We start from the raw sequence: 23354 nt of genomic DNA on the forward strand, positions 1-23354 counted from the left end.
CTTTGGTTCGTTGGCTTCTGTTGGTTCGTTTTGTTTCGTATTTTCCCCCCCCCCCCCCCCCCAACCCCCCCCCCCCCCCCCCCCCCCCCCCCCCCCCACCACCGGGAGCCACAAGGCGGCGCAAAGGGAACGGCGCAAGGGGGCGACGGGAGTGGTCCGCCCCCTAAACTCCATCACGTGCGTGAATACTTCTCTCGCCGCCGCGCGGCGCTGCGTTCCCTGCTGGCCGACTCCGGGGTGGACGCGCTGCTGGTCACGGACCTGCTCAACATCAGGTACCTGACCGGCTTCACCGGGTCCAACGCCGCTCTCCTCGTCCACGGGAGCGGCGACGACAAGACGATCTTCTGCACCGACGGCCGCTACACGGTCCAGTCGGCGACGGAGGTGCCCGACCTCGAACGGGTGCTGGACCGCGCGAGCGCGACGAAGCTCGCCGACCTGGCCGCGTCGAAGACCGAGAACTTCGGCAGAACCGGGTTCGAGAGCCAGCACGTCAGTGTCGAGCAGCACGAAGATCTCAAGGTCCGCTTCGACCGGGTCGAACTGGTCCGGACGCCCGGGCTCGTCGAGCGGCTGCGGCTGGTCAAGGACGAGCAGGAGATCGAGGCGCTGCGCCAGGCGTGCGCGGCGGCCGACCGGGCGCTGGAGGACCTGGTGTCCGCCGGCGGGCTCCGGCCGGGCCGGACCGAGCTGGACGTCGCCCGTGACCTCGAGAATCGCATGCTCGGTCACGGGTCGACGGGGCCGTCGTTCGACACGATCGTCGCGGCGGGCGTCAACTCCGCGATCCCGCACCACCGGCCCACCTCGGCCGCGCTCGCGAACGGCGACTTCGTCAAGATCGACTTCGGCGCCACGGTCGACGGCTACCACTCCGACATGACCCGCACGTTCGTCCTCGGCAAACCGGCGGCGTGGCAGGAGGAGATCTACGCGCTGGTCCAGCGCGCGCAGGCGGCGGGCTGTGACGCCGTCCTGCCCGGGGCCGAAGTGTCCGAAGTGGACAAAGCAGCCCGCGGGGTGATCGTCGGCGCGGGGCGCGGCGACGAGTTCGGCCACGGTCTCGGCCACGGAGTCGGACTGCAGGTGCACGAGGCGCCCAGCCTGGCCGCGACCGGCGTCGGTACACTGTCCGCCGGTATGGCCGTCACCGTCGAACCTGGTGTGTATCTGCCCGGACGCGGAGGCGTGCGCATCGAGGACACGCTGGTCGTGCGGGAAGGTACGCCCGAACTCCTCACGCTGAGCACCAAGGAACTCGTGGTCGTCTGACGGCGGCCCGGAAGATCGACACAGGAGACTGCACACTCGTGGCCACCACCAACGACCTGAAGAACGGGCTCGTCCTCAACCTCGACGGCCAGCTCTGGACCGTCACCGCGTTCCAGCACGTCAAGCCGGGTAAGGGTGGCGCGTTCGTCCGCACCACGCTCAAGCACGTGCTGACCGGCAAGGTCGTCGACAAGACCTTCAACGCGGGGACGAAGGTCGATACGGCCACCGTCGATCGCCGCAACATGACGTACCTGTACAAGGACGGCGCGGACTTCGTGTTCATGGACGCGGAGACCTACGACCAGATCACCGTGCTGGCCGAGACCGTCGGCGACAACGCGAACTACCTGCTCGAGAACTTCGAGGTCCAGGTCGCGGTGCACGAGGGTGTCCCGCTGTACATCGAGCTGCCGACCTCGGTCGAGCTGATCGTCCAGCACACCGACCCCGGTCTGCAGGGCGACCGTTCCACCGGTGGCACCAAACCGGCCACCCTCGAGACCGGCGCCGAGATCCAGGTGCCGTTGTTCCTCACCACCGGCGAGAAGATCAAGGTCGACACCCGTGACGGCCGCTACCTGGGCCGCGTCTCCAGCTGATGGCAGGCTCAGACAAGTCCGGCAAGTCCCCGAATCGCGGCGGGCCGATCAGCCGTCGTCAGGCCCGCAAGCGTGCCGTCGAGATGATGTACGAAGCCGCCCAGCGCGGCGCCGACGCGGTGACGCTGCTGGCGGACAGGGTCGGTTCGGTCGAGGTCGACCCGATCGGGGACTACACGATCTCGCTGGTCGAGGGCGTCACCGGACGCAAGACCCAGATCGACGAGCTGCTCTCGGAGCACGCTCAGGGCTGGACGCTGGACCGGATGCCGCCGGTGGATCTCGCGGTGCTGCGGATCGGCGTCTACGAACTGCTGTGGGCGACGGACGTGCCGGATCCGGTCGCCATCGACGAGGCCGTCGGGCTGGCGAAGGAGCTGTCGACCGACGACTCGCCGCGTTTCGTGAACGGCGTGCTCGGCCGGATCGGCACCATCGCCGACAGGCTGCGCGCTGTTCTCTGATCGCGCTGTGTTGTAATCGCGCTGCCGCGATCGTGCTGCCAGGGCGCTCTTCAGCATTGACTCTCACGTCAGGCTGGAGGGCGCCCTGTCAGCACGATCGCGGGGCCTGCCGGCCAAAAGGCGCGACTCCAAAAGATCAAAAGACCTTGGTCACCTTCGTCTCGGTCACCTTCGGGGTGGTCGCCTTTGGGGTGGTTGCTTCTCCCTTGGTCACCTAGGCAAGGCAACGTTTCCGGCCCCCCGACCGAAAACGTTCTCACCTTCAGTCCTCTTTGGACGGTCGAGCCTCTGGCGGCAGCACGCCCCAGTCGATCAGCTGCTCGGTGAGCTCGCCGGGGGTCATGTCGTAGATGATCGCCAGCGAACGCAGGTCTTCGGTGCGGATGGAGAGCACCTTGCCGTTGTAGTCGCCGCGCTGGCTCTGAATGGTGGCGGCGTAGCGGGCGAGCGGCCCGACCTTCTCCGCCGGGAGCTGCTGGAGACGCTCCAGGTTGATGACGATCTTCGTGGCGGGTTCGGCGCCCGACGGCACCCGGCCCTCCGGCAGCAGTTCGACCACCGGCACGCCGTAGAAGTCGGCCAGTTCGGCGAGCTTCTGCACGGTGACGGCGCGGTCTCCGCGCTCGTACGAACCGACGACGACGGCCTTCCAGCGGCCTCCGGACTTCTGCTCGACCCCGTGCAGGGACAGGCCCTGCTGCTGGCGGATCCCGCGGAGCTTGGCCCCGAGCGCCTTGGCGTAATCGCCCATCTGGTGGTTCTCCGTTTCCTCACCCCCAACCGGTCGAGGGTGACCGATCCAGGGGACTCCTAGAGTCGAATACTCAGAGTAATGGTTACGCATAGTTGTCACCAGGTCAAGCGGGTGCTTTCGAGAGGCGTTCGTCACCTGGGGCGCGCCACCCGTAAGACTGAGCTCCCGCTCCTGCTAGTGTCGATTCGATTTCCTCGCCAAGCAGGAAGTCGACGTCCTTTAAGGACCCGTCCAGAGAGGCGGGGAAGGAGGTCCGCCTTGTCGTCACGTCCGCGTGGCGCGGCGGAACCGGCGGGAGAGCGTGAGCTGCTTTCGTCCGGCGATGTCGCGCGCACGATCGCCCGAATGGCCCACCAGGTCATCGAGAAGACCGCTCTCGGTGCCGGTGGCTCGACTCCGCCCGTGTTGCTGGGCATCCCCACCCGGGGTACCCCGCTCGCCCTGCGGCTCGCGGACAAGATCGCCGAGTTCTCCGGCATCCGTCCGCCGACCGGCGCGCTGGACATCACGCTCTACCGTGATGATCTCCGCCGCCGTCCGCCCCGCGCGCTCGAACATTCGCAGCTGCCGCCGACCGGTATCGACGACGCGGTGGTCATCCTGATCGACGACGTGCTGTTCTCCGGCCGCACCATCCGCGCCGCCCTCGACGCCCTGCGCGACCACGGCCGCCCGCGCGCGGTCCAGCTGGCCGTGCTGGTCGACCGCGGCCACCGCGAACTGCCGATCCGCGCCGACTACGTGGGCAAGAACGTGCCCACCTCGCGCGCCGAGGGGATCGAGGTTCTGCTGTCCGAAGTGGACGGACGGGACACGGTTCTGCTTCGGTCGTTGAATGAGAGCGCTTCACCAGAAGGAGATCGATCGTGAAGCACCTGCTCGCCACCGACGGGCTCGACCCGGCGCTCGCGACAGCCGTGCTGGACACCGCCGAAGAGCTCAAGCACACCCTGCTGGGCCGCGAGGTCCGCAAACTGCCGACGTTGCGCGGCCGCACCGTGATCACGTTGTTCTACGAGAACTCGACCCGTACCCGCGTCTCCTTCGAGATCGCGGGGAAGTGGATGAGCGCCGACGTGATCAACGTCTCCGCCTCCAGTTCCTCGGTCAACAAGGGCGAATCGCTGCGGGACACCGCGCTGACCCTGGCCGCGGCGGGCGCCGACTGCGTGATCATCCGGCACCCCGCCTCCGGTGCGGCGCAGCGGCTTTCGGGCTGGCTCGCCGAAGCCGGGACGGCGGTCGTCAACGCGGGCGACGGCACGCACGAGCATCCGACGCAGGCACTGCTCGACGCGGCGACGCTGCGAGAGCGCCTCGGCTCGATCGAGGGACGCCGCATCGCGATCGTCGGCGACGTCCTGCACAGCCGGGTCGCGCGGTCGAACATCCATCTGCTGTCCGCGCTGGGCGCGGAAGTGGTGCTCGTCGCGCCGCCGACCCTGCTGCCCGCCGGGGTGGAGAGCCTGCCCGTCACCGTGTCGCACGAACTCGACGCCGAACTTCCCGCGGTCGACGCGGTCATGATGCTGCGGGTTCAGGCGGAACGGATGACAGCCGGGGGGCCAGGGCAGAGCTTCTTCCCGTCTGCGCGTGAGTACTCGATCTCCTATGGCCTCAACGAACGACGGATGAAGCTGCTGCCCGAGCACGCCGTCGTCCTGCATCCCGGTCCGATGCTGCGCGGAATGGAGATCGCCTCGGCGGTCGCCGACTCCCCGGCCTCGGCCATCACCGAACAGGTCCGCAACGGCGTCCACGTACGCATGGCGGTCCTCTACCACCTGCTCGCCAGCGAAGGAGCCACCGCGTGACCACCGTCCTGATCAAGGGCGCCCGACCCTACGGCGAGGGCGACCCGGTCGACGTGCTCGTCGAGGATGGGGTCATCACCCACATCGGGTCCCTCGACACCCCGGCCGACGACGCAGCCGTCGAGGTGATCGAAGCGGGTGGCCAGGTGCTGCTCCCCGGCTTCGTCGACCTGCACACCCACCTGCGCGAACCCGGCCGCGAGGACACCGAGACGATCGCCACCGGTTCGGCCGCGGCCGCGCTCGGCGGCTACACCGCGGTGTTCGCCATGGCCAACACCGACCCGGTGGCCGACAACGCGGTGATCGTCGACCACGTGTGGCGGCGCGGCCAGGAGGCCGGGCTGGTCGACGTGCACCCGGTCGGCGCGGTCACCGTGGGCCTCAAGGGCGAGAAGCTCGCCGAACTGGGCACCATGGCGAAGTCGGAAGCCCGGGTGAAGGTCTTCTCCGACGACGGTCTGTGCGTCGCGGATCCGCTGCTCATGCGCCGCGCGCTGGAGTACTCGACGGCGCTCGGCGTGGTCATCGCCCAGCACGCCGAGGAGCCACGGCTGACCGTCGGCGCCCAGGCGAATGAAGGTGAGCAGGCCGCGCGCCTGGGTTACACCGGCTGGCCCGCTTCGGCGGAGGAGTCGATCGTCGCCCGCGACTGCCTGCTGGCCGAGCACGCGAACGCGCGGCTGCACGTCTGCCACGTGTCCACCTCGGGCACGGCCGACATCCTGAAGTGGGCCAAGGAGCGCGGTACCAAGGTCTCGGCCGAGGTCACGCCGCACCATCTGCTGCTGACCGACGAGCGGCTCGCGACCTATGACCCGGTCAACAAGGTCAACCCGCCGCTGCGCACCGAGTCCGACGCCGAGAAGCTGCGCGCCGCGCTAGCCGAGGGCGTCATCGACTGCGTCGCCACCGACCACGCGCCGCACGCCGTCCAGGACAAGGACTGCGAGTGGAACTCGGCCCGGCCCGGCATGCTCGGCCTCCAGACGGCGCTGTCGATCGTGGTCGAGACCATGGTCCGCACCGGCCTGCTGGACTGGCGGGGCGTCGCGCGGGTGATGAGCGAGCGGCCCGCCGAGATCGGCGACCTGACCGACCACGGCCGTCCGATCGAGGTCGGCGAACCGGCCAACCTGACGCTGGTGGACCCGGATGCCGAATGGACCGTACGGGGTTTCGAACTTGCCAGCATTTCGAGCAACACCCCGTACGAAGGAATGCGGCTCCCCGGCGTGGTGACGGCGACGTTGCTGCGCGGGCGGATCACCGCGCGGGAAGGGAAGATCACGCGATGAGCGACCGGATTCTGCTGACTTTGGCGGTCTTCGCCTTCTTCCTGTTCTGCGTCTTCCTGATGTGGCGCGGCTGGCGCCGCAAGTCCCGGGCGCAGAGCGTCCAGGTGCCGCCGTTCCCGGAGATCCCCGCGGAGCCCGGCGGCGTTGAACTGGAGTCAAGCGGGGTTTACGTCAGCACCACGACGGCGGGGCACTGGCAGGAGCGCGTGGTCACCCGCGGCGCCGGCCTGCGCACCGGCGCGGTCTGGCGCCTGCACGAAGACGGCATCGCCATCGAACGCGGCGGCGCCCCGGACTTCTGGATCCCGCGCGCGGCCGTCACCGGCGTCCGCAAGGACAAGGGGATGGCCGGGAAGGTGATGGGCATCGACGCGCTGCTCGTCGTCACCTGGCTGGCGGGCGACGTCGAACTGGACACCGGATTCCGCGGCGACGACGTCGACGACTATCCACAGTGGATCGAAGCTTTGCAAGAAATTCGCAACGAAATCAAGGGAGGTGCCTGATGAGCACCGCGAACGGCACCAGGACCCCTGCTGCACTGGTCCTCGAAGACGGCCGCGTGTTCCGCGGCTCCGCGTACGGCGCCCGTGGCCGCAGTCTGGGTGAGGCGGTGTTCTGCACCGGCATGACCGGCTACCAGGAGACGCTGACCGACCCGTCCTACCACCGGCAGATCGTGGTCCAGACCGCGCCGCAGATCGGCAACACCGGCTGGAACGACGAGGACGACGAGTCCGCCCGCATCTGGGTCTCGGGCTACGTCGTCCGCGACCCGGCGCGCACCCCGTCCAACTGGCGCTCCAAGCGCACGCTGGACGAGGAACTGGAGCGCCAGGGCGTCGTCGGGATCGCGCAAGTGGACACCCGCACGCTGACCCGGCACCTGCGCGAGCAGGGCGCCATGCGGTCCGGCGTGTTCTCCGGTGACGCGCTGGGCACCGACGAGGAAATGCTCGCCGAGGTGAAGGCCAGCCCGCAGATGACGGGCGCCGACCTCGCCGGCGAGGTCACCACGAAGCAGCCGTACGTGGTCAAGGCGCAAGGGGAGACCCGGTTCCGCGTGGCCGCGCTGGACCTGGGCATCAAGTCCAACACCCCGCGCATGATGGCCGCTCGCGGTATCGAGGTGCACGTGCTGCCCTCGTCGTCCACTCCTGACGAACTGCTCGCCGTCGAGGCGGACGGCGTGTTCCTGTCCAACGGCCCCGGCGACCCGGCGACCACCGCGCACGCGACGGAACTGACGAAAGCCGTGCTGCAGCGGGAAATCCCGCTGTTCGGCATCTGCTTCGGCAACCAGATCCTCGGCCGCGCGCTGGGGCTGGGCACCTACAAGATGCGCTACGGCCACCGCGGGATCAACATCCCGGTGATCGACGTGGCCACCAAACGCGTCGCGATCACCGCGCAGAACCACGGTTTCGCCCTCGAAGGCGAGCCGGGGCAGCGTTTCGAGTCGCCGTTCGGTGCCGCGCAGATCTCGCACTACTGCCCGAACGACGACACCGTCGAAGGTGTCCGCGCGTTCGACGTCCCCGCGTTCTCGGTGCAGTACCACCCCGAGGCCGCCGCCGGCCCGCACGACGCCGCCCCCTTGTTCGACGAGTTCGTGAGCTTGATGGAGAAGAAGGCCGGGCGATGACGGTCACGACCGGAATCGAGCGGAGCCGGATCCGGAATTGCCGGGTGCTTCGGGACGCCGAGCTGGACGGAAACGGCTGACTTGCCTTCAAATGCGGTGCTGCACAGGATCGCGATCGATGAGCTGGAGTCCTGGTTCCTCGGCGATGTCCCCGCGCTGTGTGTCGCCTACCCGAAGGTGCCGCACGACCTCGCGAAACATGCGCGCTATCGGGATCCGGACGGCACCGGTAAGGCTTCTCGGGCCTTGGAGCACATGCTGCAGGCATGCGGCTACCACCGAGACCAGCTGGCCAAGATCACGGCCGCGGAGGCGATAGCGCCGCACATGGATGTAGAGAACAATCGTTCCCAGAGTTTTCAGGTCTTCCGCGACGGTCTGCGGCGCCTGGTGAGTGAGGAAAAGTAATGCCGAAGAGGACAGATATCCAGCACGTGCTGGTGATCGGCTCCGGGCCGATCGTGATCGGCCAGGCGGCGGAGTTCGACTACTCCGGCACCCAGGCCTGCCGCGTACTCCGCGAAGAGGGCCTGCGCGTCTCGCTGGTGAACTCGAACCCGGCGACCATCATGACCGACCCCGAGTTCGCCGACGCCACCTACATCGAGCCGGTCACGCCGGAATTCGTCGAGAAGGTCATCGCCGTAGAGCGTCCTGACGCGATCCTCGCGACCCTCGGCGGGCAGACGGCGCTCAACTGCGCTGTCGCCCTGCACGAGCGCGGTGTCCTGGAGAAGTACGGCGTCGAGCTGATCGGCGCCGATGTCGAGGCCATCCAGCGCGGTGAGGACCGGCAGAAGTTCAAGGACATCGTCCGCACGATCGGCGCCGAGGTGCCGCGTTCGCGGGTCTGCCACGACATGGACGAGGTCCGCGCGACCGTCGCCGAGGTCGGCCTCCCGGTGGTCATCCGGCCGTCGTTCACCATGGGCGGGCTCGGCTCGGGCATGGCGCACACCGACGCGGAGCTGGAGCGGCTCGCCTCCACCGGCCTCACCGAGTCGCCGGTCACCGAGGTGCTGATCGAGGAGAGCGTCCTCGGCTGGAAGGAGTTCGAACTCGAGCTCATGCGCGACCGGCACGACAACGTGGTGGTCGTCTGCTCGATCGAGAACATCGACGCGATGGGCGTGCACACCGGCGACTCGGTCACCGTCGCGCCCGCGATGACCCTGACCGACCGCGAGTACCAGCACATGCGCGACGTCGGCATCGCCGTGCTGCGCGAGGTCGGCGTCGACACCGGCGGCTGCAACATCCAGTTCGCGGTCAACCCGGCCGACGGCCGCATGGTCGTCATCGAGATGAACCCCCGCGTGTCCCGGTCGAGCGCGCTGGCGTCGAAGGCCACCGGCTTCCCGATCGCCAAGATCGCCGCGAAGCTCGCCATCGGCTACACCCTCGACGAGATCCGCAACGACATCACCGGCGAGACCCCGGCGGCCTTCGAGCCGACGCTGGACTACGTCGTGGTGAAGGTGCCGCGATTCGCCTTCGAGAAGTTCCCCGGCGCGGACCCCACGCTGACCACGACGATGAAGAGCGTCGGCGAAGCGATGTCGTTCGGCCGCAGCTTCCCTGAGGCGCTCGGCAAGGCATTGCGGTCCATCGACACCAAGGCCACCGGCTTCTGGACCCGCCCCGACCCCGAAGGCGCGACCAAGGAGTCCATCTTGGACGCCCTGCGCACCCCGCACGACGGGCGGATCTACGAGGTCGAGCGGGCGCTGCGGTTCGGTGCCACGGTCGAGGAGATCCACGAGGCGTCGGGTATCGACCCGTGGTTCATCGACCAGATCGCGCTCATCGGCGAGGTCGGCGCCGAGGTCCGCGACGCGCAGGTGCTGGACGAGCCGCTGCTGCGGCGGGCCAAGCGCACCGGCCTTTCGGACCGCCAGATCGCCGCGCTGCGGCCGGAACTCGCCGGTGAGGACGGCGTCCGCGCGCTGCGCCGCCGTCTCGGCGTGCGGCCGGTGTACAAGACCGTCGACACCTGTGCGGCCGAGTTCGCGGCCAAGACGCCGTACCACTACTCGGCCTACGAGACCGATCCCGCCGCGCAGTCGGAGATCACCGCGCAGACCGACAAGCCGAAGGTGCTGATCCTCGGTTCCGGGCCGAACCGCATCGGACAGGGCATCGAGTTCGACTACTCGTGCGTGCACGCCGCGATCGCCCTGCGCGAGGCCGGTTTCGAGGCCGTCATGGTCAACTGCAACCCCGAGACCGTCTCCACCGACTACGACACCTCGGACAGGCTGTACTTCGAGCCGCTGTCGTTCGAGGACGTCCTCGAAGTCGTCAACGCCGAGCAGGAGTCGGGCACCGTCGCCGGTGTCATCGTGCAGCTGGGTGGCCAGACCCCGCTCTCGCTCGCGAAGCGCCTCGCCGACGCCGGTGTCCCGGTGATCGGCACCTCCCCGGACGCGATCCACCTCGCCGAGGACCGCGGCGCGTTCGGCGAGGTCCTCACCGACGCCGGGCTGCCCGCGCCGAAGTACGGCACGGCGACCTCGTTCGAGGGCGCGAAGCGGATCGCCGACAGGATCGGCTACCCGGTCCTGGTCCGGCCGTCCTACGTGCTCGGCGGACGCGGCATGGAGATCGTGTACGACGAGGAATCGCTCGCCGGCTACATCCACCGCGCCACCGAGGTCACCCCCGAGCACCCCGTGCTGGTGGACCGCTTCCTCGACGACGCCATCGAGATCGACGTCGACGCGCTGTTCGACGGCGACGAGCTGTTCCTCGGCGGCGTCATGGAGCACATCGAGGAGGCCGGGATCCACTCCGGCGACTCCTCGTGCGCGCTGCCGCCGATCACGCTGGGGCGGACCGACATCGAGACGGTGCGCCGCTCGACCGAGGCCATCGCGCGCGGCGTCGGCGTCCGCGGGCTGCTGAACGTCCAGTACGCGCTCAAGGACGACATCCTGTACGTCCTGGAGGCCAACCCGCGCGCCTCGCGGACGGTGCCGTTCGTGTCGAAGGCGACCGCGGTGCCGCTGGCGAAGGCCGCGGCGCTGATCATGACCGGCTCGTCGATCAAGGAGCTGCGCGAGGCAGGGGTCCTCCCGGCCGAGGGTGACGGCGGCCACATGCCCGCCGATTCGCCCGTCGCGGTCAAGGAGGCGGTCCTGCCGTTCCACCGCTTCCGCACCCCCGAGGGGCACGGCGTCGACTCGCTGCTCGGCCCGGAGATGAAGTCCACGGGCGAGGTCATGGGCGTGGACGTCTCCTTCGGCAAGGCGTTCGCCAAATCGCAGGCCGGTGCCTACGGTTCGCTGCCGACGTCGGGCAAGGTGTTCGTCTCCGTCGCCAACCGCGACAAGCGTTCGCTGGTGTTCCCGGTGAAGCGGCTGGCGGACCTCGGCTTCGAGATCCTCGCCACGTCGGGTACCGCGGAAGTGTTGCGGCGCAACGGAATCCCCTGCACCGTCGTGCGCAAGCACTACGAGGGTTCGGCCGAAGGGGAGCAGAACGTCGTGGACGTCATCCTCAGCGGCGAGGTGCAGATGGTGATCAACACCCCGTACGGCAACAGCGGTCCCCGCATCGACGGTTACGAGATCCGCACGGCCGCGGTGTCGCGGGACATCCCCTGCATCACCACGGTGCAGGGCGCGGCGGCGGCCGTGCACGGGATAGAGGCCGTCATCAAGGGCGACATCGGCGTGCGGTCGCTGCAGAGCCTCCAGGCGGCGCTGAAGGCCAAGGCGTGAGCGAGCGATTCGGGGCGCGGCTGGCGCGGGCGGTCGCCGAGAAGGGACCGCTCTGCGCCGGCATCGACCCCCATCCCGGGCTGCTCCAGGCGTGGGGTCTTCCGGTGGACGCGGGCGGTCTGGAGAAGTTCGCCCTCACGGCCGCTGAGGCGATCGCGCCCGAGGTCGCGGTGATCAAGCCCCAGTCGGCCTTTTTCGAGGCCTACGGGCCTCCTGGGGTCGCTGTTCTGGCCAAGACGATGAAGGTGTGCCGGGAGGCGGGCGCGCTCGTCCTGCTGGACGTCAAACGCGGCGACATCGGTTCGACGATGGCGGCGTACACGGCGGCCTTCCTGCCCGGCGGCGCCGAACTCGAGGCGGACGCCATCACGGTGTCGCCGTACCTCGGTTTCGGTTCGCTGGCCCCCGCGCTCGATGTTGCCCAGACGCAAGGCAAGGGTCTGTTCGTCCTCGCGCGCACCTCCAACCCGGAGGCGCGGGGATTGCAGAACGCCTTGCTGCCCAACGGAAAGACCGTCGCGCAGGACATCGTCGACACGGCGGGCGCATACAACGCGGGCGTCGGGCCTTTGGGTGACATCGGTGTCGTCGTCGGTGCCACCATCGCGCCCGGAGAGCTCGATCTGAGCAAGCTGAACGGCCCCGTCCTGGCGCCCGGTTTCGGGGCACAGGGGGCCACCCCGGCCGATTTGCGGGCGCTTTTCGGGCCGGGACTGCCGGGTGTGCTCCCCGCGTCGTCCCGTGACGTCCTCCGGCACGGGCCGGACCCCGAAGCGTTGCGTGCGGCCGTTCGGCGGACCCGGGATTCCCTCGGTCCCCTGGAAAAAGGCCAATAGCAGGCCCGGGAATCCGTCATGACCAGCCACCCCCGCATTGTGGGCCGAGGTAACGGGTGGGTACCGTCGCCACACCCACCCAGATTTGAGAACTACCGGAGGAAAACGTGGCACTTCCCCAGCTGACAGAGGAACAGCGCGCTGCGGCGCTGGAGAAGGCCGCCGCCGCCCGCCGCATCCGTGCTGAGCTGAAGGAGCGGCTGAAGCGGGGCGGTACCACTCTGGTCGACGTGTTGAAGCAGGCCGAGGAGAACGAAGTCCTCGGCAAGATGAAGGTCTCGGCTCTGCTCGAGGCTCTTCCGGGCGTCGGCAAGGTCCGTGCCCAGCAGACCATGGAACGACTGGAGATCGCACCCAGCCGTCGTCTTCGCGGCCTCGGCGACCGGCAGCGCAAGGCGCTGCTGGCCGAATTCAGCGGCGAGTGAGCGGCGCCGGTCAGGACCACCCGGTGAACCCGGGCGCTGACCGCGGCGGTGAGCCGGTGGCGGGAGTTTCTTCCCGGCACCGGCTCACGGTCGTATCAGGGCCTTCGGGGGTCGGGAAGTCGAGCGTGGCGGGGGAGCTGCGCGAGCTGGATCCGGAGATCTATTTCAGCGTCTCGGTGACCACCAGGAAGCCGAGGCCGGGTGAGGTGGACGGCGAGCACTACCACTTCATCGACCGGCCCGAGTTCGACCGCATGGTCGACGGCGGCGAACTGCTCGAACACGCCGAGTTCGCGGGCAATTGCTACGGCACCCCGCGCGAGCCCGTGGAGCGGGCCCTGGCCGCCGGGCGCAACGCCGTACTGGAGATCGAACTCCAGGGCGCGCGGCAGGTCCGGAAGGCGATGCCGGAAGCCCGGCTGGTGATGCTGATGCCGCCGTCGTGGGACGAACTGGTCGGCAGGCTGACCGGCCGCGGCACCGAGAACGAGGCCGCGGTGAAGGCCAGGCTGGCCGAGGCGGAGCGTGAACTCGCCGCCGCCGGAGAGTTCGACGAGCGCGTCGTCAACGCCGACGTGCGAGACGCCGCCGAGCAGTTGCTAAACTTGATAACCGGCGACAACTAAACCGAAGATTCGGAGCACCACGAGTGACGACTCAGGCCACGCTGCACGAAGAGCTCGAAGGCATCACCAACCCGCCCATCGACGATCTTCTCGAGAAGGTCAGCTCGAAGTACGCGCTGGTGATCTACTCGGCCAAGCGCGCTCGCCAGATCAACGACTACTATGCCCAGCTGGGCGAGGGTCTGCTGGAGTACGTCGGCCCGCTGGTCGAGCCGGGCCCGCGCGAGAAGCCGCTCTCCATCGCCCTGCGCGAGATCCACGGCGGCCTGCTCGAGCACACCGAGGGTGAGTAGGAACTCGATGGCCACGGCGGCTGTCGAGGGTGGCCCCGCGCGATACTGCCGAGAACACCCTTGAGTAAACCCAAGATCGTTCTGGGCGTGGGCGGCGGGATCGCCGCCTACAAGGCGTGTGAGGTCCTGCGCGGACTGACCGAATCCGGTCACGACGTCCGCGTGGTCCCCACCGAAGCCGCGCTGAACTTCGTCGGCGCGGCCACCTTCGAGGCACTCTCCGGGAACCCGGTGCACACCGGCGTGTTCACCGAGGTGCCCGAGGTCCAGCACGTCCGCGTCGGCAAGGAAGCCGATCTGGTGATCGTCGTGCCCGCCACGGCGAACCTGCTCGCCAAGGCCGCGCACGGCATCGCGGACGATCTGCTGACGAACACCCTGCTCACCGCCCCGTGCCCGGTCGCCTTCTTCCCGGCGATGCACACCGAGATGTGGGAGCACCCGGCCACCCGCGACAACGTGGCGCTGCTGCGCTCCCGCGGTCTGGTCGTCGCCGAACCCGCCGCGGGCAGGCTCACCGGCAAGGACACCGGCAAGGGACGGCTCGCCGACCCGGCCGAGATCGTCGACCTCGCCCGGCTCCTGCTCGCCGTGCCGAAGGCGCTCCCGCGCGACCTCGAAGGCGTGCGCGTGGTGATTTCGGCCGGTGGCACCCGCGAGCCGCTGGACCCGGTCCGTTATCTGGGCAACCGCTCGTCGGGCAAACAGGGCTACGCGCTGGCCCGTGTCGCCGCCCAGCGCGGCGCCGAGGTCACGCTGGTCGCCGCGCACACCGTCGCGCTGCCGGAGCCCGCGGGCGCGAAGGTCGTCCACGTGTCGACCGCCGAGGAGATGCGCCAGGCCATGCACGCCGAGGCCGCCTCCGCGGACGTCCTCGTGATGGCCGCGGCCGTCGCCGACTTCCGGCCGTCGAACCGGGCCGATCACAAGATCAAGAAGTCCGACGACGCCCCGGATCCCGTAGTCGAGCTCGCGCGCAACGCGGACATCCTGGCCGAGCTGGTGCGCGATCGGACCCAGGGCCAGGTGGTCGTCGGCTTCGCCGCCGAAACCGGGGACGACAAAGGCGGCGTCCTCGACCACGCCAGAGTCAAACTGAAGCGCAAGGGCGCGGACCTGCTGGTGGTGAACGCCGTCGGTGAGGGGAAGGCTTTCGGCACCGAGGACAACTCGGGCTGGCTGCTCGGGGCCGACGGCACCGAAATCCCGATTCCTCTCGGCGCCAAGGCCGAACTGGCGTCCACATTGTGGGACGCTGTTGTGACCTTGATGAAGCGTCGAGAGTCACCGAAGCGATAGTCAGTAGGCTTGAGTTCAAGCTGAGGGGTGCCTAACTTTCTAGGCATCAGACGTCTAGGTGAGGGAGTGACGGGCACCGTGACCGCGTCCACGAGCAGACTGTTCACATCGGAATCGGTGACTGAGGGTCATCCCGACAAAATTTGCGATGCCATCAGCGACTCGATCCTGGACGGCCTGCTGGCCAAGGACCCGCGCAGCCGGGTGGCGGTCGAAACCCTCATCACCACCGGGCAGGTGCACGTCGCCGGCGAGGTGACCACCGAAGCCTACGCGGACATCCCCACCATCGTCCGCGACGTGATCCTGAAGATCGGCTACGACTCCTCGGCCAAGGGCTTCGACGGCAACTCCTGCGGCGTCAACGTCGCGATCGGCTCCCAGTCGCCGGACATCGCGCAGGGTGTCGACACCGCGTACGAGTCCCGCGTCGAGTCCGATGAGGACGAGATCAACCGCCAGGGCGCCGGCGACCAGGGCCTGATGTTCGGCTACGCCTGCTCGGACACCCCCGAGCTGATGCCGCTGCCGATCGCGCTGGCGCACCGGCTCTCGCAGCGGCTGACCCGGGTCCGCAAGGACGGCGTGCTGCCGTATCTGCGCCCGGACGGCAAGACCCAGGTCACCATCGAGTACGCCGGTGACCAGCCGGTACGGCTCGACACGGTGGTCGTGTCCACCCAGCACGCGGACGGCATCGACCTGGAGCAGATGCTCGGCGTCGACGTCCGCGAGCACGTGGTCGCCCCGGAGATCGCCGACCTCGGGCTCGACACCTCCAACGTGCGCCTGCTGGTCAACCCGACCGGCCGCTTCGTCATCGGCGGCCCGATGGGTGACGCGGGCCTGACCGGCCGCAAGATCATCGTCGACACCTACGGCGGCATGGCCCGGCACGGTGGCGGCGCGTTCTCCGGCAAGGACCCGTCCAAGGTGGACCGCTCCGCCGCGTACGCGATGCGCTGGGTGGCGAAGAACGTCATCGCCGCCGGGCTTGCCACGCGCGCGGAGGTCCAGGTCGCCTACGCGATCGGCAAGGCGGCCCCGGTGGGCCTCTTCGTCGAGACCTTCGGCACCGAGACCGTCGACCCGTCGAAGATCCAGGCCGCGATCACGCAGGTCTTCGACCTGCGCCCGGCCGCGATCATCCGCGACCTCGACCTGCTTCGCCCGATCTACGCGCCGACAGCCGCGTACGGCCACTTCGGCCGTCCCGAGCTGAACCTCCCGTGGGAGAGCACGGCGCGGGCCGCGGACCTGAAGTCGGCCGCGAGCGCCTGATCCGTTCCGTGAAGGCCTCCTTGGCTGCTTTTCAACTTAGGTTCCCAAACTTATGACTGGAACCCAAGCTGGAAAGGGTGCTGGACCTGCGGAAACGCGGGTCCAGCACTCCGCCACTGATCATGTCCCTGCCCTGGTGTCGCGTGCTGTGTCGGCTAGACTCGGCGTGCACAACATGGGGTCCAATGGCGACCGCCGCCCAGCGAGCTTGCTGGGAGTTTGTTCATGACGAAAGCTTTGACCCGCCGTCTATCGGGTCGCCGCCTGTCAGAGGTCATCGACTCTGGGGAGTATCCGCAGCTGCGCGCGGTCATTTACGCCAGGGCGTCGAACGCGGTCAAGGGTCGGAAGGTCTCGGTGGCCTCGCAGATCGCGACGGGCCGCAAGTTCTGCTCCCAACACGGCATCGCCGTGGTCGCGGTCCTGGTGGACAACAACCTGTCGGGGTCGCGGTATGCGACCGAGGAGCGCCAGGACTACAACGAGGCGTTGCGGCTGTTGTCGACCGGGCAGGCGAACACGCTGTGGACGTGGGAGAACTCCCGGGCTCAGCGGAACCTGTCGGTGTTCGCCAAGCTGCGCGACATTCTGGAGAAGGTCGGGGGTTACTGGGCTTACGACGACCGTATCTATGACATGAACGATCCGGACGACCGGATCGACACCGCCGAGGACGCCGTCGACGCGGAGCGGGAGTCGGAGAAGATCCGCAAGCGGACCCGCCGGGGTGTCGAGGCCCGCGCAATGGAAGGGCTGTGGGCCGGTCCGCTGGGCTACGGCTACCGGATCGTCTATGACCAGCGCACAGGCGAGGCGCACCGCGAGGTTGATCCGGAGACGGCGCCGATCGCGGAGGCGATCGTGGATCGGTTGATCGAGGAACCGAACGCGTCGGTGCTGGCGCGGGAGCTGATCGAGGCGGGTGTGCCGTGCGCTCGCGGTCATGTGTGGCGGGCAGATCACGTGAAGAAGCTCCAGCACCTGTCGAAGGACGAGCACGGCTGGGCGAAGCTCATCGACTCGCTGTCTGCCGAGCAGCAGGAAGCGGCGTATGAGGCGCTGGTGCGGGCACGGAAGGACACGCCGTCGCAGGTCGCACAGCAGATGAACCGGGAACAGTGGGATCACCCGCTGCCTGGGGAGTGGAATGTGTCCAAGGTCCGCAATATCGCGCTCAGCCCCGTGATCGCCGGGTTGCGGGTGTTCCGCAAACAGATCATCGGCAAGGGCGTCTGGCAGCCGATCATCAGCGATCGCAAACGCGCGCTGATCGTGGCCCGCCTGGGCGATCCGAGCCGCAGCTCGGTGCGCGACGGAACGCGGGTCAAGTACTTGCAGACCGGGATCCTGTTGTGCGGGATCTGCGAGACCCCGACCCGATCCACCCCGCTGCACCGGGCGCGACCCGGCTACCGCTGCCCGTCGGGGCATCTGACGCGGGACATGGAACGCACGGACGCCTATGTGGTGGAGGCGGTGCTGACCCGGCTGGAGTCCGAGGACGCGCGGGAGCTGTTCCGCTACGAGGACCAGGCCGACGAGCTGACGAAGGCCGTGGCGACCGCGCGGGAACTGCGCGCCCGGCTGGACGGGTTCACCGACGCGGCCGCCAGCGGCGGGATCGGGCCGGAACGGCTGTCGCGGATCGAGGCGAAGCTGGTGCCGCAGATTGAGGCGGCCGAGGAACGGGTGCGCCAGATTGGGGTGTCGCCGGTGGTCGCGGACCTGCTCGGCGCGGACGCCAGGACGGTGTGGGCGGGGCTGTCGCTGTCGCAACAGCGGGAGGTGCTGCGGGCGGTGGTCACTCCCCGCCTGCTGCCCACCAAGGGCGGGCGCGCACCGTTCAACCCGGACGACATCATGCTGACCTGGCTGGGTGCCCCGGCAGCCATACCGGGAGTGGACGACTCGTTCGACGACGAAGTGCTGGCCGAGGTCAGCTAAGACGGGGTGGTGCGTGGCCCCGGCACCCAAGGGTGGGTGCCGGGGCCACGTGCCGTCAGCCAACCATCTTGCCCAGGTGGACCCGGCGCACGCTGGGGCCGAAGATGCAGGAGAGCCGGTCACGTTGAGCCGTGGTGAACGGAGGGGCGGTGGCCGCCGCATCTCGGGCGGCTTGGAGAACGGCGGGGGTGAGCACGGAGGCCGGATCGGTGATCGCCGTGCCGGAGCGGGTGTCAGGCACGGCCGGTCTCCCTGCCCTCGGCGGCCCGGTAGCGGGTGTCTCCGGCGGTCTCAGCGGGCACTAGCGGTGACCCCTGGCGGGTGCGGGGGTCTGCCAGCGGGGTGACCTTCCTTTCGGTGGAGATGACGACGCCGAACGCGGCCAGCAGGGTTACTAGGCCGGTGATGACTCCGGTGGTGGCGTTTCCCTGGTCGGTGGTGATCAGTCCGGAGCCGACGAGGCCGGACACGATCGCGGTGAGCGCGCCGACGATGGATCCGGCGATGCGCAGGGGGTAGCGAGACACGTGTGTTTACTCCTTGGGTTTGCGGGGCGGGAGGGAATCGAGGTAGTCGTAGGCGCGGACGAACGCGCGGGCGGTTTTCCAGGCCAGCCAGACGAACAGGACGAGCAGGAGCAGCCAGCCGCCGTTGCCGGTCACGGGATCGTCAGCCACTGGCCCGCGTAGATGCGGTTCGGGTTCGAGATGTTGTTCCGCGCGGCGAGAGCGGAGACGCTGGTGCCGAACTTCGCGGCGATGCCGGAGAGGGTGTCGCCGGACCGGACCTGGTATCGCTGCCCGCCTGCCGTACCGCCGCGGATTCGGATCTGCTGTCCGGCGTAGATGCGGTTCGGGTCGGAGATCCCGTTGAGTGCCGCGAGCGCGGCGACGGTGGTGCCGAATCTCGCGGCGATGCCGGAGAGGGTGTCGCCGGAGCGGACGGTGTAGACCTCGGTGTCGGCCGGTGGTGTCGGTGTCGGCGGAACCGGCTGCGGCGCCGGGCCGCTGCCGCCGGTGACGAGGTCGGACAGCGTGAACTGTCCGATGGTGGCGTTGCGGTCGACGTGGCCGCTGATGCCGGGAACGGTTCCGGTCTGGGTGTGCTGGTGCAGCGCGAGTTTCGGGTGGGTCCAGCCGGGGTTTCCGGGGTTGCCGTTGTAGCGGGCGATCCACAGCAGCACGCCGTCATCGGCCCACCGTGCGGGGTCCAGGACTCGGGTGAACCAGTCCAGGTTCGCGTACACCAGAACCTTGCCGACGCCGGTCGCGGCACGCAGGCGCGCGATGAACCGCGGAACGAAGTCGTTGGCGGCGCCGCGCAGCTCGGCGGCTTCCATGTCGAGCATCGGCGCCAGAGACCCGCTGGTGTGCAGGTTGTTCAGGCGCAGATGAGAGGCGAAGTGATCGGCCTGCGCCTCCGGGGCGCCGGGCCGGGCGAAGTGGTAGCCGCCGGGGACGACGCCGGCGAGGCGGGCGGCCGGGACGCGCGGGCCGCTGGTGCGGTCGGTGTAGCCGGTGCCTTCGGTGAGTTTGAACGAACAGAAGCTGATTCCGTTGCCTCGCACAGCGTTCCAGTCATTGACTGGATTCCAGTGCGACACATCGATGCCGTAGTCGGTCAAGGGGTTGCTGGTCCTTCGGGTGGGCGGTTCATCTGGGCGCGCAGGGCGCCGACTTCGAGCAGCAGCCGCGCGTTCTCCTGGCGCACGGCGGACAGTTCGGTTTTCACGGCCGTGAGTTCGGCCAGGACGTCGCGGGTGTGGGTGGCGCGGTCTTTCAGCAGCGCCTGATACCCGGCGTGCAGTTCGGCCAGCGCCTGGTGATCGGCTGAGGTACGGGCGGTGCGGATAGCGCGGCGGGCCGCGAGCAGTCCGGTGAGGGCACCGGTGGCGGGGCCGAGGATCGCGGCCAGCGCGGTGAGCCAGTCAGGCGTCACGGGCGGCTCCAGGGTTCAGCGGCGGACTCGTAGCGTGAGCTGGTCGGTGAGTCCGTTGCTGGTGTTGAGGGTGCGGCGGTGGCCGATGACGACGGCCGGGATGGGGCCGCCGAGCCCGGACGGGTCGGCGATGGTGACCGGGTCGAGTAGTTGCCCGCGCGGGTCGCCGGTGACGGTGATGTCTTTCAGGACGGTGGTGGGCCGGGCGAGGTCGGCCAGCAGGGACGCCGCGATGGCCTGCGCGGAGTCCAGGGTTTGCCGGAACGGGTTGTCCGGCACGGCAAGAGACCGACGTCCGTAGCGGGCGATCGAGGCGTCATCGGCGACGCGGTGGATCTGGGTGCGGCCGTTGATGATCGGGTAGTCGACGAGCCGGAACGCCGGGGTTCCGTCGCGGAGTCCGTAGCGGAGCGGGCCGCCGCTGTTGTTGACGAAGGTGATCCGGATCCGGTCGTCACCGATGGCTGTGCCGGTGATGGTCAGACCGCTGGTGATCTCGGCGCCGGTGTCGGCGCGGTAGGCGCGGCACGCGGAGTTGTAGGCGTAGGCCGCGTTCCGGTATGCGCTCTCCTCCATAGTCGAGAAGGTCTGTGTGGAGACGGGACACCGTTTTTGCAGGGTGATCACCCGAGTGCTGGTGCCGGTGGGCGTGGCGAGTTCGTCGACGGTGGCGGTTTCGTAGACGTTGGCCCACAGTCGGTGTTGCAGCCGGGGCGTGACCGACATGGTGATCTCGTTGCGGACCGAGTCCAGCGACGTCGACAGCGACAGCGCTTTGAGCTCGCGGGCGGCGGTCAGAGTCGCGACCGGTGGACGGCTGGCCAGGGACCGGACGGTGTCCCGGTTGAGGAACCGGAACCGGCCGTCCTCGGTGAAGGTGATCACCCCGAACTCCGCGCCGACGGCCTGCTTGAGCACGTCGAACGAGTCAGCGGCAACGACATCGGGCAGGCCGGTCATCCAGTTCAGGCCAACGTCGATCTCCGCCTGCGGAGTCCAGGAGGCGGTCCAGTCGGTGGGTGCCTGGTCCGCGCGGCTGATCTGCATGCACGCCACCGGCACGGGGGCTTTTGCCGAGACGGACGCGAACTCGGTGGCAGTGAAGGAGTTGATCGTGACGGCGGCCGTGGCGCCCGCGCCCGCCGTGCCGTCAAGCAACCAGCGCGTGTCGACCTGCTTCGCGTCCGGCCGGTACCGGATCCACAGGCCGACCCGGTGCCACGCCGCTGGCCCGGTCAGTTGCGGGCCGTTGAGAGTAGCGACGACAGTGGAGCCAGAGTAGATTTTCGCCCACAGTTGCCCGGTTGGGCTGACACCGACCTGGTAGGTCGCACCGGCGATCGTGGCGACGTAGGAGCCGATTTGCAGGATTGTGCCGTCCCGTTGTGGTGCGAAGGTGTTGGACGCTCCTGCCTGGCACCAGAACTCGAACAGGTATCCGGTGTTGGCCGCGCCGGGCAGGAACTGCCCGGTTGCCAGAGCCGAGGTGTTCGAGGCCATGGCGGGTATGGCGTTCGCGGCCAGCATTCCGAACGGGCCGGGAATGAACGGCGGAACTCCTGCGGCGTATGCCTGCCCTACTCCGATGTTGGTTTGGGTGGCGACGTCGGCGATGAGTCCGCCGTGGCAGGTCATCGAGAATAGGCATCCGGGTCGTGGTGGAGGGGATGCGTAGATTCCGTTGCGCCGCAACACATAGTCGATAACCCACTGTGTGTTGATTCGTTGCTGATACGGCCACTCGCCGGTGTTGTACGCCTGTTCCTCGTCCTGTGCGACGGGAGGCAGCGTGATCGAGGCGCGCAGCTTCTCCGCGGGGTCAAGCGCGGAGAGGGACACGGTCCGGTCCGCTGCGGACAAGGTGAGCGTCCGGGTGGAGCCGGTGAACTGGCGCGGCAGCTCACGGCCGCTACTGGTGAGAAGCCCGATATCGCAGGTGACGTCGGCATCGACGAGCTGTTGTTCGGTCAGGGTTGAGTCCGGCCGGTAGGGGCTGAGCATCTGGGCGATATCGCGGGGGTCGCCGGGGCGCTGTCCGGCGAGTGTGGTGGTCAGGGTGGCGGTGGTGTAGCCCTCGATGAGGGTGCATTCTTCGGGCAGGTCACCGGTGATCTGGCGGTCGATGACGATCTCTTCGGCCACAGTGGACAGGTTGGCCAGCGGGTGGTTGAACCCGTGGTCCCAGCCCACCAGCAGCCGGGCGCGCGGTGCGCGCTCGGGCGCGGTGACGGCGTCGGCCATCGCCTGGGCGGCGGCCGGATCGGCAGGTGTCTGCAACGGCTAGACCTCCTGAAGGGTGAGGGTGGTGGAGAACGAGCCCGGAAGCGGATAGGTCCAGGGCAGGGAGTCCAGAAGCACGACGGCCGCGCCGCCTCCGGCAGTCCAGGGCGGCACGGCTGTGCCGGTCGTGATCGACCAGGCCGACGTCGTCACCGTCCCGGGGAGCTCCCGCGCCAGCGCGGGCCGAACCGCCGCCGCGCCATCGGTCGCCGGGATGGTCAGCGACATGCGGGCGCCGTCGGAGCCGGGTACGGATGCGGTTCCCTGCACGGTGGTGCGGACTCCGCCCGCGCTGTCGAGGACGAACGCGGCGAGTGACACCGGCATCGTGGCGGCCACGCTGGCGGTGAACGTCACCGTCTCCGCCGGGAGCACCGGAGTGGGGGCGACGGCCGACAGTGAACCGCCGCCGCTCGGGACGACCCACAGCAGCGCCGACGACCCGACCGTGACCGGCGTACCGGGCGGCACCAGCGGCGCCTGCCGCCACACCACACCCCCGACAGCGGTCGCGATACCGTCCGCGGCGTGCTCCACCGCGCCGGCCGTGGCCACCTGAACCGGCAACCTGTTCGGCTCGGCCGGATCGAGCAGCCACAACGGTCCGGGAACAAAACCGTTGTGCAGCAACGACAACCAGCCCCGTAGCTCCGTGTCGAGATAGGGCCACGACAGCGTCCACGTGCGCCGCATCCCAAGCCGGTCCAGGGTGGGGCGCCCGGTCAGAGAGCGGTGCAGCCCGCCGAAACGGACCGGAACCATCTCCGGCGGGCCGCCCAGCGACGGCGACGGCAGGGCCTGGAGCCCGCCGAGCGGCCCGAGCCAGAACACCGGATCAACCATGCGGCTCACCCCCCA

At 68.9% G+C, this 23354-nt stretch carries 25 protein-coding genes; 17 read left to right on the plus strand and 8 right to left on the minus strand.

Going from position 1 to position 23354, the window contains the following annotated elements; translation table 11 throughout:
- The first annotated feature begins 177 nt into the window (after positions 1 to 177).
- The 3 genes from ACZ6DT_RS05855 to nusB are packed head-to-tail and all read left to right on the plus strand — an operon-like array spanning position 178 to position 2341.
- Positions 178 to 1275: a M24 family metallopeptidase gene (locus tag ACZ6DT_RS05855; protein WP_465589299.1), complete on the plus strand. Its 1098-nt coding sequence runs from the start codon at positions 178 to 180 to the stop codon at positions 1273 to 1275.
- Between the two features lie 38 nt (positions 1276 to 1313).
- Positions 1314 to 1877 carry an elongation factor P gene (gene efp, locus ACZ6DT_RS05860; RefSeq protein ID WP_005152384.1) on the plus strand — a complete coding sequence of 188 codons (564 nt, stop codon included), beginning with the start codon at positions 1314 to 1316 and terminating at the stop codon, positions 1875 to 1877.
- A complete protein-coding gene (nusB, locus tag ACZ6DT_RS05865; RefSeq protein WP_465589302.1) occupies positions 1877 to 2341 on the plus strand; it encodes a transcription antitermination factor NusB in 465 nt (154 codons plus the stop codon). The genes efp and nusB overlap by 1 nt, the downstream gene beginning before the upstream one ends.
- 262 nt (positions 2342 to 2603) lie before the next feature.
- Here nusB and bldD read toward each other — a convergent pair whose 3' ends face one another.
- The gene (gene bldD, locus ACZ6DT_RS05870; RefSeq protein WP_003096372.1) at positions 2604 to 3092 is read right to left on the minus strand and encodes a transcriptional regulator BldD; all 489 of its coding nucleotides are present in this window, start codon (positions 3090 to 3092) and stop codon (positions 2604 to 2606) included.
- 261 nt (positions 3093 to 3353) lie between these two features.
- On the opposite strand from bldD, the gene pyrR reads away from it, so the two are divergent.
- The 14 genes from pyrR (at position 3354) to ACZ6DT_RS05940 (ending at position 18278) form a co-directional block, all read left to right on the plus strand.
- Positions 3354 to 3965, plus strand: a complete 612-nt coding sequence (pyrR, locus tag ACZ6DT_RS05875; protein WP_465589305.1) for a bifunctional pyr operon transcriptional regulator/uracil phosphoribosyltransferase PyrR — start codon at positions 3354 to 3356, stop codon at positions 3963 to 3965.
- Positions 3962 to 4909, plus strand: a complete 948-nt coding sequence (locus tag ACZ6DT_RS05880) for an aspartate carbamoyltransferase catalytic subunit (RefSeq protein WP_465589308.1) — start codon at positions 3962 to 3964, stop codon at positions 4907 to 4909. The genes pyrR and ACZ6DT_RS05880 overlap by 4 nt, the downstream gene beginning before the upstream one ends.
- Positions 4906 to 6207, plus strand: a complete 1302-nt coding sequence (locus ACZ6DT_RS05885) for a dihydroorotase (protein WP_465589311.1) — start codon at positions 4906 to 4908, stop codon at positions 6205 to 6207. The genes ACZ6DT_RS05880 and ACZ6DT_RS05885 overlap by 4 nt, the downstream gene beginning before the upstream one ends.
- Positions 6204 to 6713, plus strand: coding sequence for a PH-like domain-containing protein (locus ACZ6DT_RS05890; protein WP_465589314.1), 510 nt, complete (start codon positions 6204 to 6206; stop codon positions 6711 to 6713). Before ACZ6DT_RS05885 ends, ACZ6DT_RS05890 begins: the two co-directional genes overlap by 4 nt.
- A complete protein-coding gene (gene carA / locus ACZ6DT_RS05895) occupies positions 6713 to 7852 on the plus strand; it encodes a glutamine-hydrolyzing carbamoyl-phosphate synthase small subunit (RefSeq protein WP_465589317.1) in 1140 nt (379 codons plus the stop codon). Before ACZ6DT_RS05890 ends, carA begins: the two co-directional genes overlap by 1 nt.
- A gap of 96 nt (positions 7853 to 7948) precedes the next feature.
- Positions 7949 to 8260: a DUF4276 family protein gene (locus ACZ6DT_RS05900; protein ID WP_465589320.1), complete on the plus strand. Its 312-nt coding sequence runs from the start codon at positions 7949 to 7951 to the stop codon at positions 8258 to 8260.
- A complete protein-coding gene (gene carB / locus ACZ6DT_RS05905) occupies positions 8260 to 11574 on the plus strand; it encodes a carbamoyl-phosphate synthase large subunit (RefSeq protein WP_465589323.1) in 3315 nt (1104 codons plus the stop codon). The genes ACZ6DT_RS05900 and carB overlap by 1 nt, the downstream gene beginning before the upstream one ends.
- Positions 11571 to 12410, plus strand: coding sequence for an orotidine-5'-phosphate decarboxylase (gene pyrF, locus ACZ6DT_RS05910; RefSeq protein WP_465589326.1), 840 nt, complete (start codon positions 11571 to 11573; stop codon positions 12408 to 12410). Before carB ends, pyrF begins: the two co-directional genes overlap by 4 nt.
- A 107-nt stretch (positions 12411 to 12517) precedes the next feature.
- Positions 12518 to 12835 (plus strand): integration host factor, actinobacterial type, encoded by a 318-nt coding sequence (gene mihF / locus ACZ6DT_RS05915; protein ID WP_003096398.1) that lies wholly within the window; start codon positions 12518 to 12520, stop codon positions 12833 to 12835.
- A complete protein-coding gene (gene gmk / locus ACZ6DT_RS05920) occupies positions 12832 to 13461 on the plus strand; it encodes a guanylate kinase (RefSeq protein ID WP_465589328.1) in 630 nt (209 codons plus the stop codon). Before mihF ends, gmk begins: the two co-directional genes overlap by 4 nt.
- A 23-nt stretch (positions 13462 to 13484) precedes the next feature.
- Positions 13485 to 13754: a DNA-directed RNA polymerase subunit omega gene (gene rpoZ, locus ACZ6DT_RS05925; RefSeq protein ID WP_005152353.1), complete on the plus strand. Its 270-nt coding sequence runs from the start codon at positions 13485 to 13487 to the stop codon at positions 13752 to 13754.
- A gap of 60 nt (positions 13755 to 13814) precedes the next feature.
- Complete coding sequence (gene coaBC, locus ACZ6DT_RS05930; protein ID WP_465589331.1) at positions 13815 to 15053, plus strand: bifunctional phosphopantothenoylcysteine decarboxylase/phosphopantothenate--cysteine ligase CoaBC; 1239 nt, start codon at positions 13815 to 13817, stop codon at positions 15051 to 15053.
- A 66-nt stretch (positions 15054 to 15119) separates the two neighbouring features.
- Complete coding sequence (gene metK / locus ACZ6DT_RS05935) at positions 15120 to 16334, plus strand: methionine adenosyltransferase (RefSeq protein ID WP_465589334.1); 1215 nt, start codon at positions 15120 to 15122, stop codon at positions 16332 to 16334.
- Positions 16335 to 16559: 225 nt separating this feature from the next.
- The gene (locus ACZ6DT_RS05940; RefSeq protein ID WP_465589337.1) at positions 16560 to 18278 is read left to right on the plus strand and encodes a recombinase family protein; all 1719 of its coding nucleotides are present in this window, start codon (positions 16560 to 16562) and stop codon (positions 18276 to 18278) included.
- Positions 18279 to 18333: 55 nt separating this feature from the next.
- Here ACZ6DT_RS05940 and ACZ6DT_RS05945 read toward each other — a convergent pair whose 3' ends face one another.
- Genes ACZ6DT_RS05945 through ACZ6DT_RS05975 form a run of 7 tightly spaced genes read right to left on the minus strand, consistent with a single transcriptional unit; the run spans position 18334 to position 23339 of the window.
- Complete coding sequence (locus tag ACZ6DT_RS05945) at positions 18334 to 18519, minus strand: hypothetical protein (RefSeq protein WP_465589340.1); 186 nt, start codon at positions 18517 to 18519, stop codon at positions 18334 to 18336.
- Complete coding sequence (locus tag ACZ6DT_RS05950) at positions 18512 to 18805, minus strand: hypothetical protein (RefSeq protein WP_465589343.1); 294 nt, start codon at positions 18803 to 18805, stop codon at positions 18512 to 18514. Before ACZ6DT_RS05950 ends, ACZ6DT_RS05945 begins: the two co-directional genes overlap by 8 nt.
- A gap of 6 nt (positions 18806 to 18811) precedes the next feature.
- Positions 18812 to 18955, minus strand: a complete 144-nt coding sequence (locus tag ACZ6DT_RS05955; protein WP_158005398.1) for a hypothetical protein — start codon at positions 18953 to 18955, stop codon at positions 18812 to 18814.
- Positions 18937 to 19881: a LysM peptidoglycan-binding domain-containing protein gene (locus ACZ6DT_RS05960; RefSeq protein WP_465590523.1), complete on the minus strand. Its 945-nt coding sequence runs from the start codon at positions 19879 to 19881 to the stop codon at positions 18937 to 18939. Before ACZ6DT_RS05960 ends, ACZ6DT_RS05955 begins: the two co-directional genes overlap by 19 nt.
- Before the next feature lie 17 nt (positions 19882 to 19898).
- Positions 19899 to 20216: a hypothetical protein gene (locus ACZ6DT_RS05965; protein WP_465589346.1), complete on the minus strand. Its 318-nt coding sequence runs from the start codon at positions 20214 to 20216 to the stop codon at positions 19899 to 19901.
- A gap of 15 nt (positions 20217 to 20231) precedes the next feature.
- Positions 20232 to 22493: a hypothetical protein gene (locus tag ACZ6DT_RS05970; protein ID WP_465589349.1), complete on the minus strand. Its 2262-nt coding sequence runs from the start codon at positions 22491 to 22493 to the stop codon at positions 20232 to 20234.
- Between the two features lie 3 nt (positions 22494 to 22496).
- Complete coding sequence (locus ACZ6DT_RS05975) at positions 22497 to 23339, minus strand: hypothetical protein (protein ID WP_465589352.1); 843 nt, start codon at positions 23337 to 23339, stop codon at positions 22497 to 22499.
- Positions 23340 to 23354: the final 15 nt, after the last annotated feature.

The organism is Amycolatopsis sp. NPDC041971 (genome assembly GCF_055588925.1).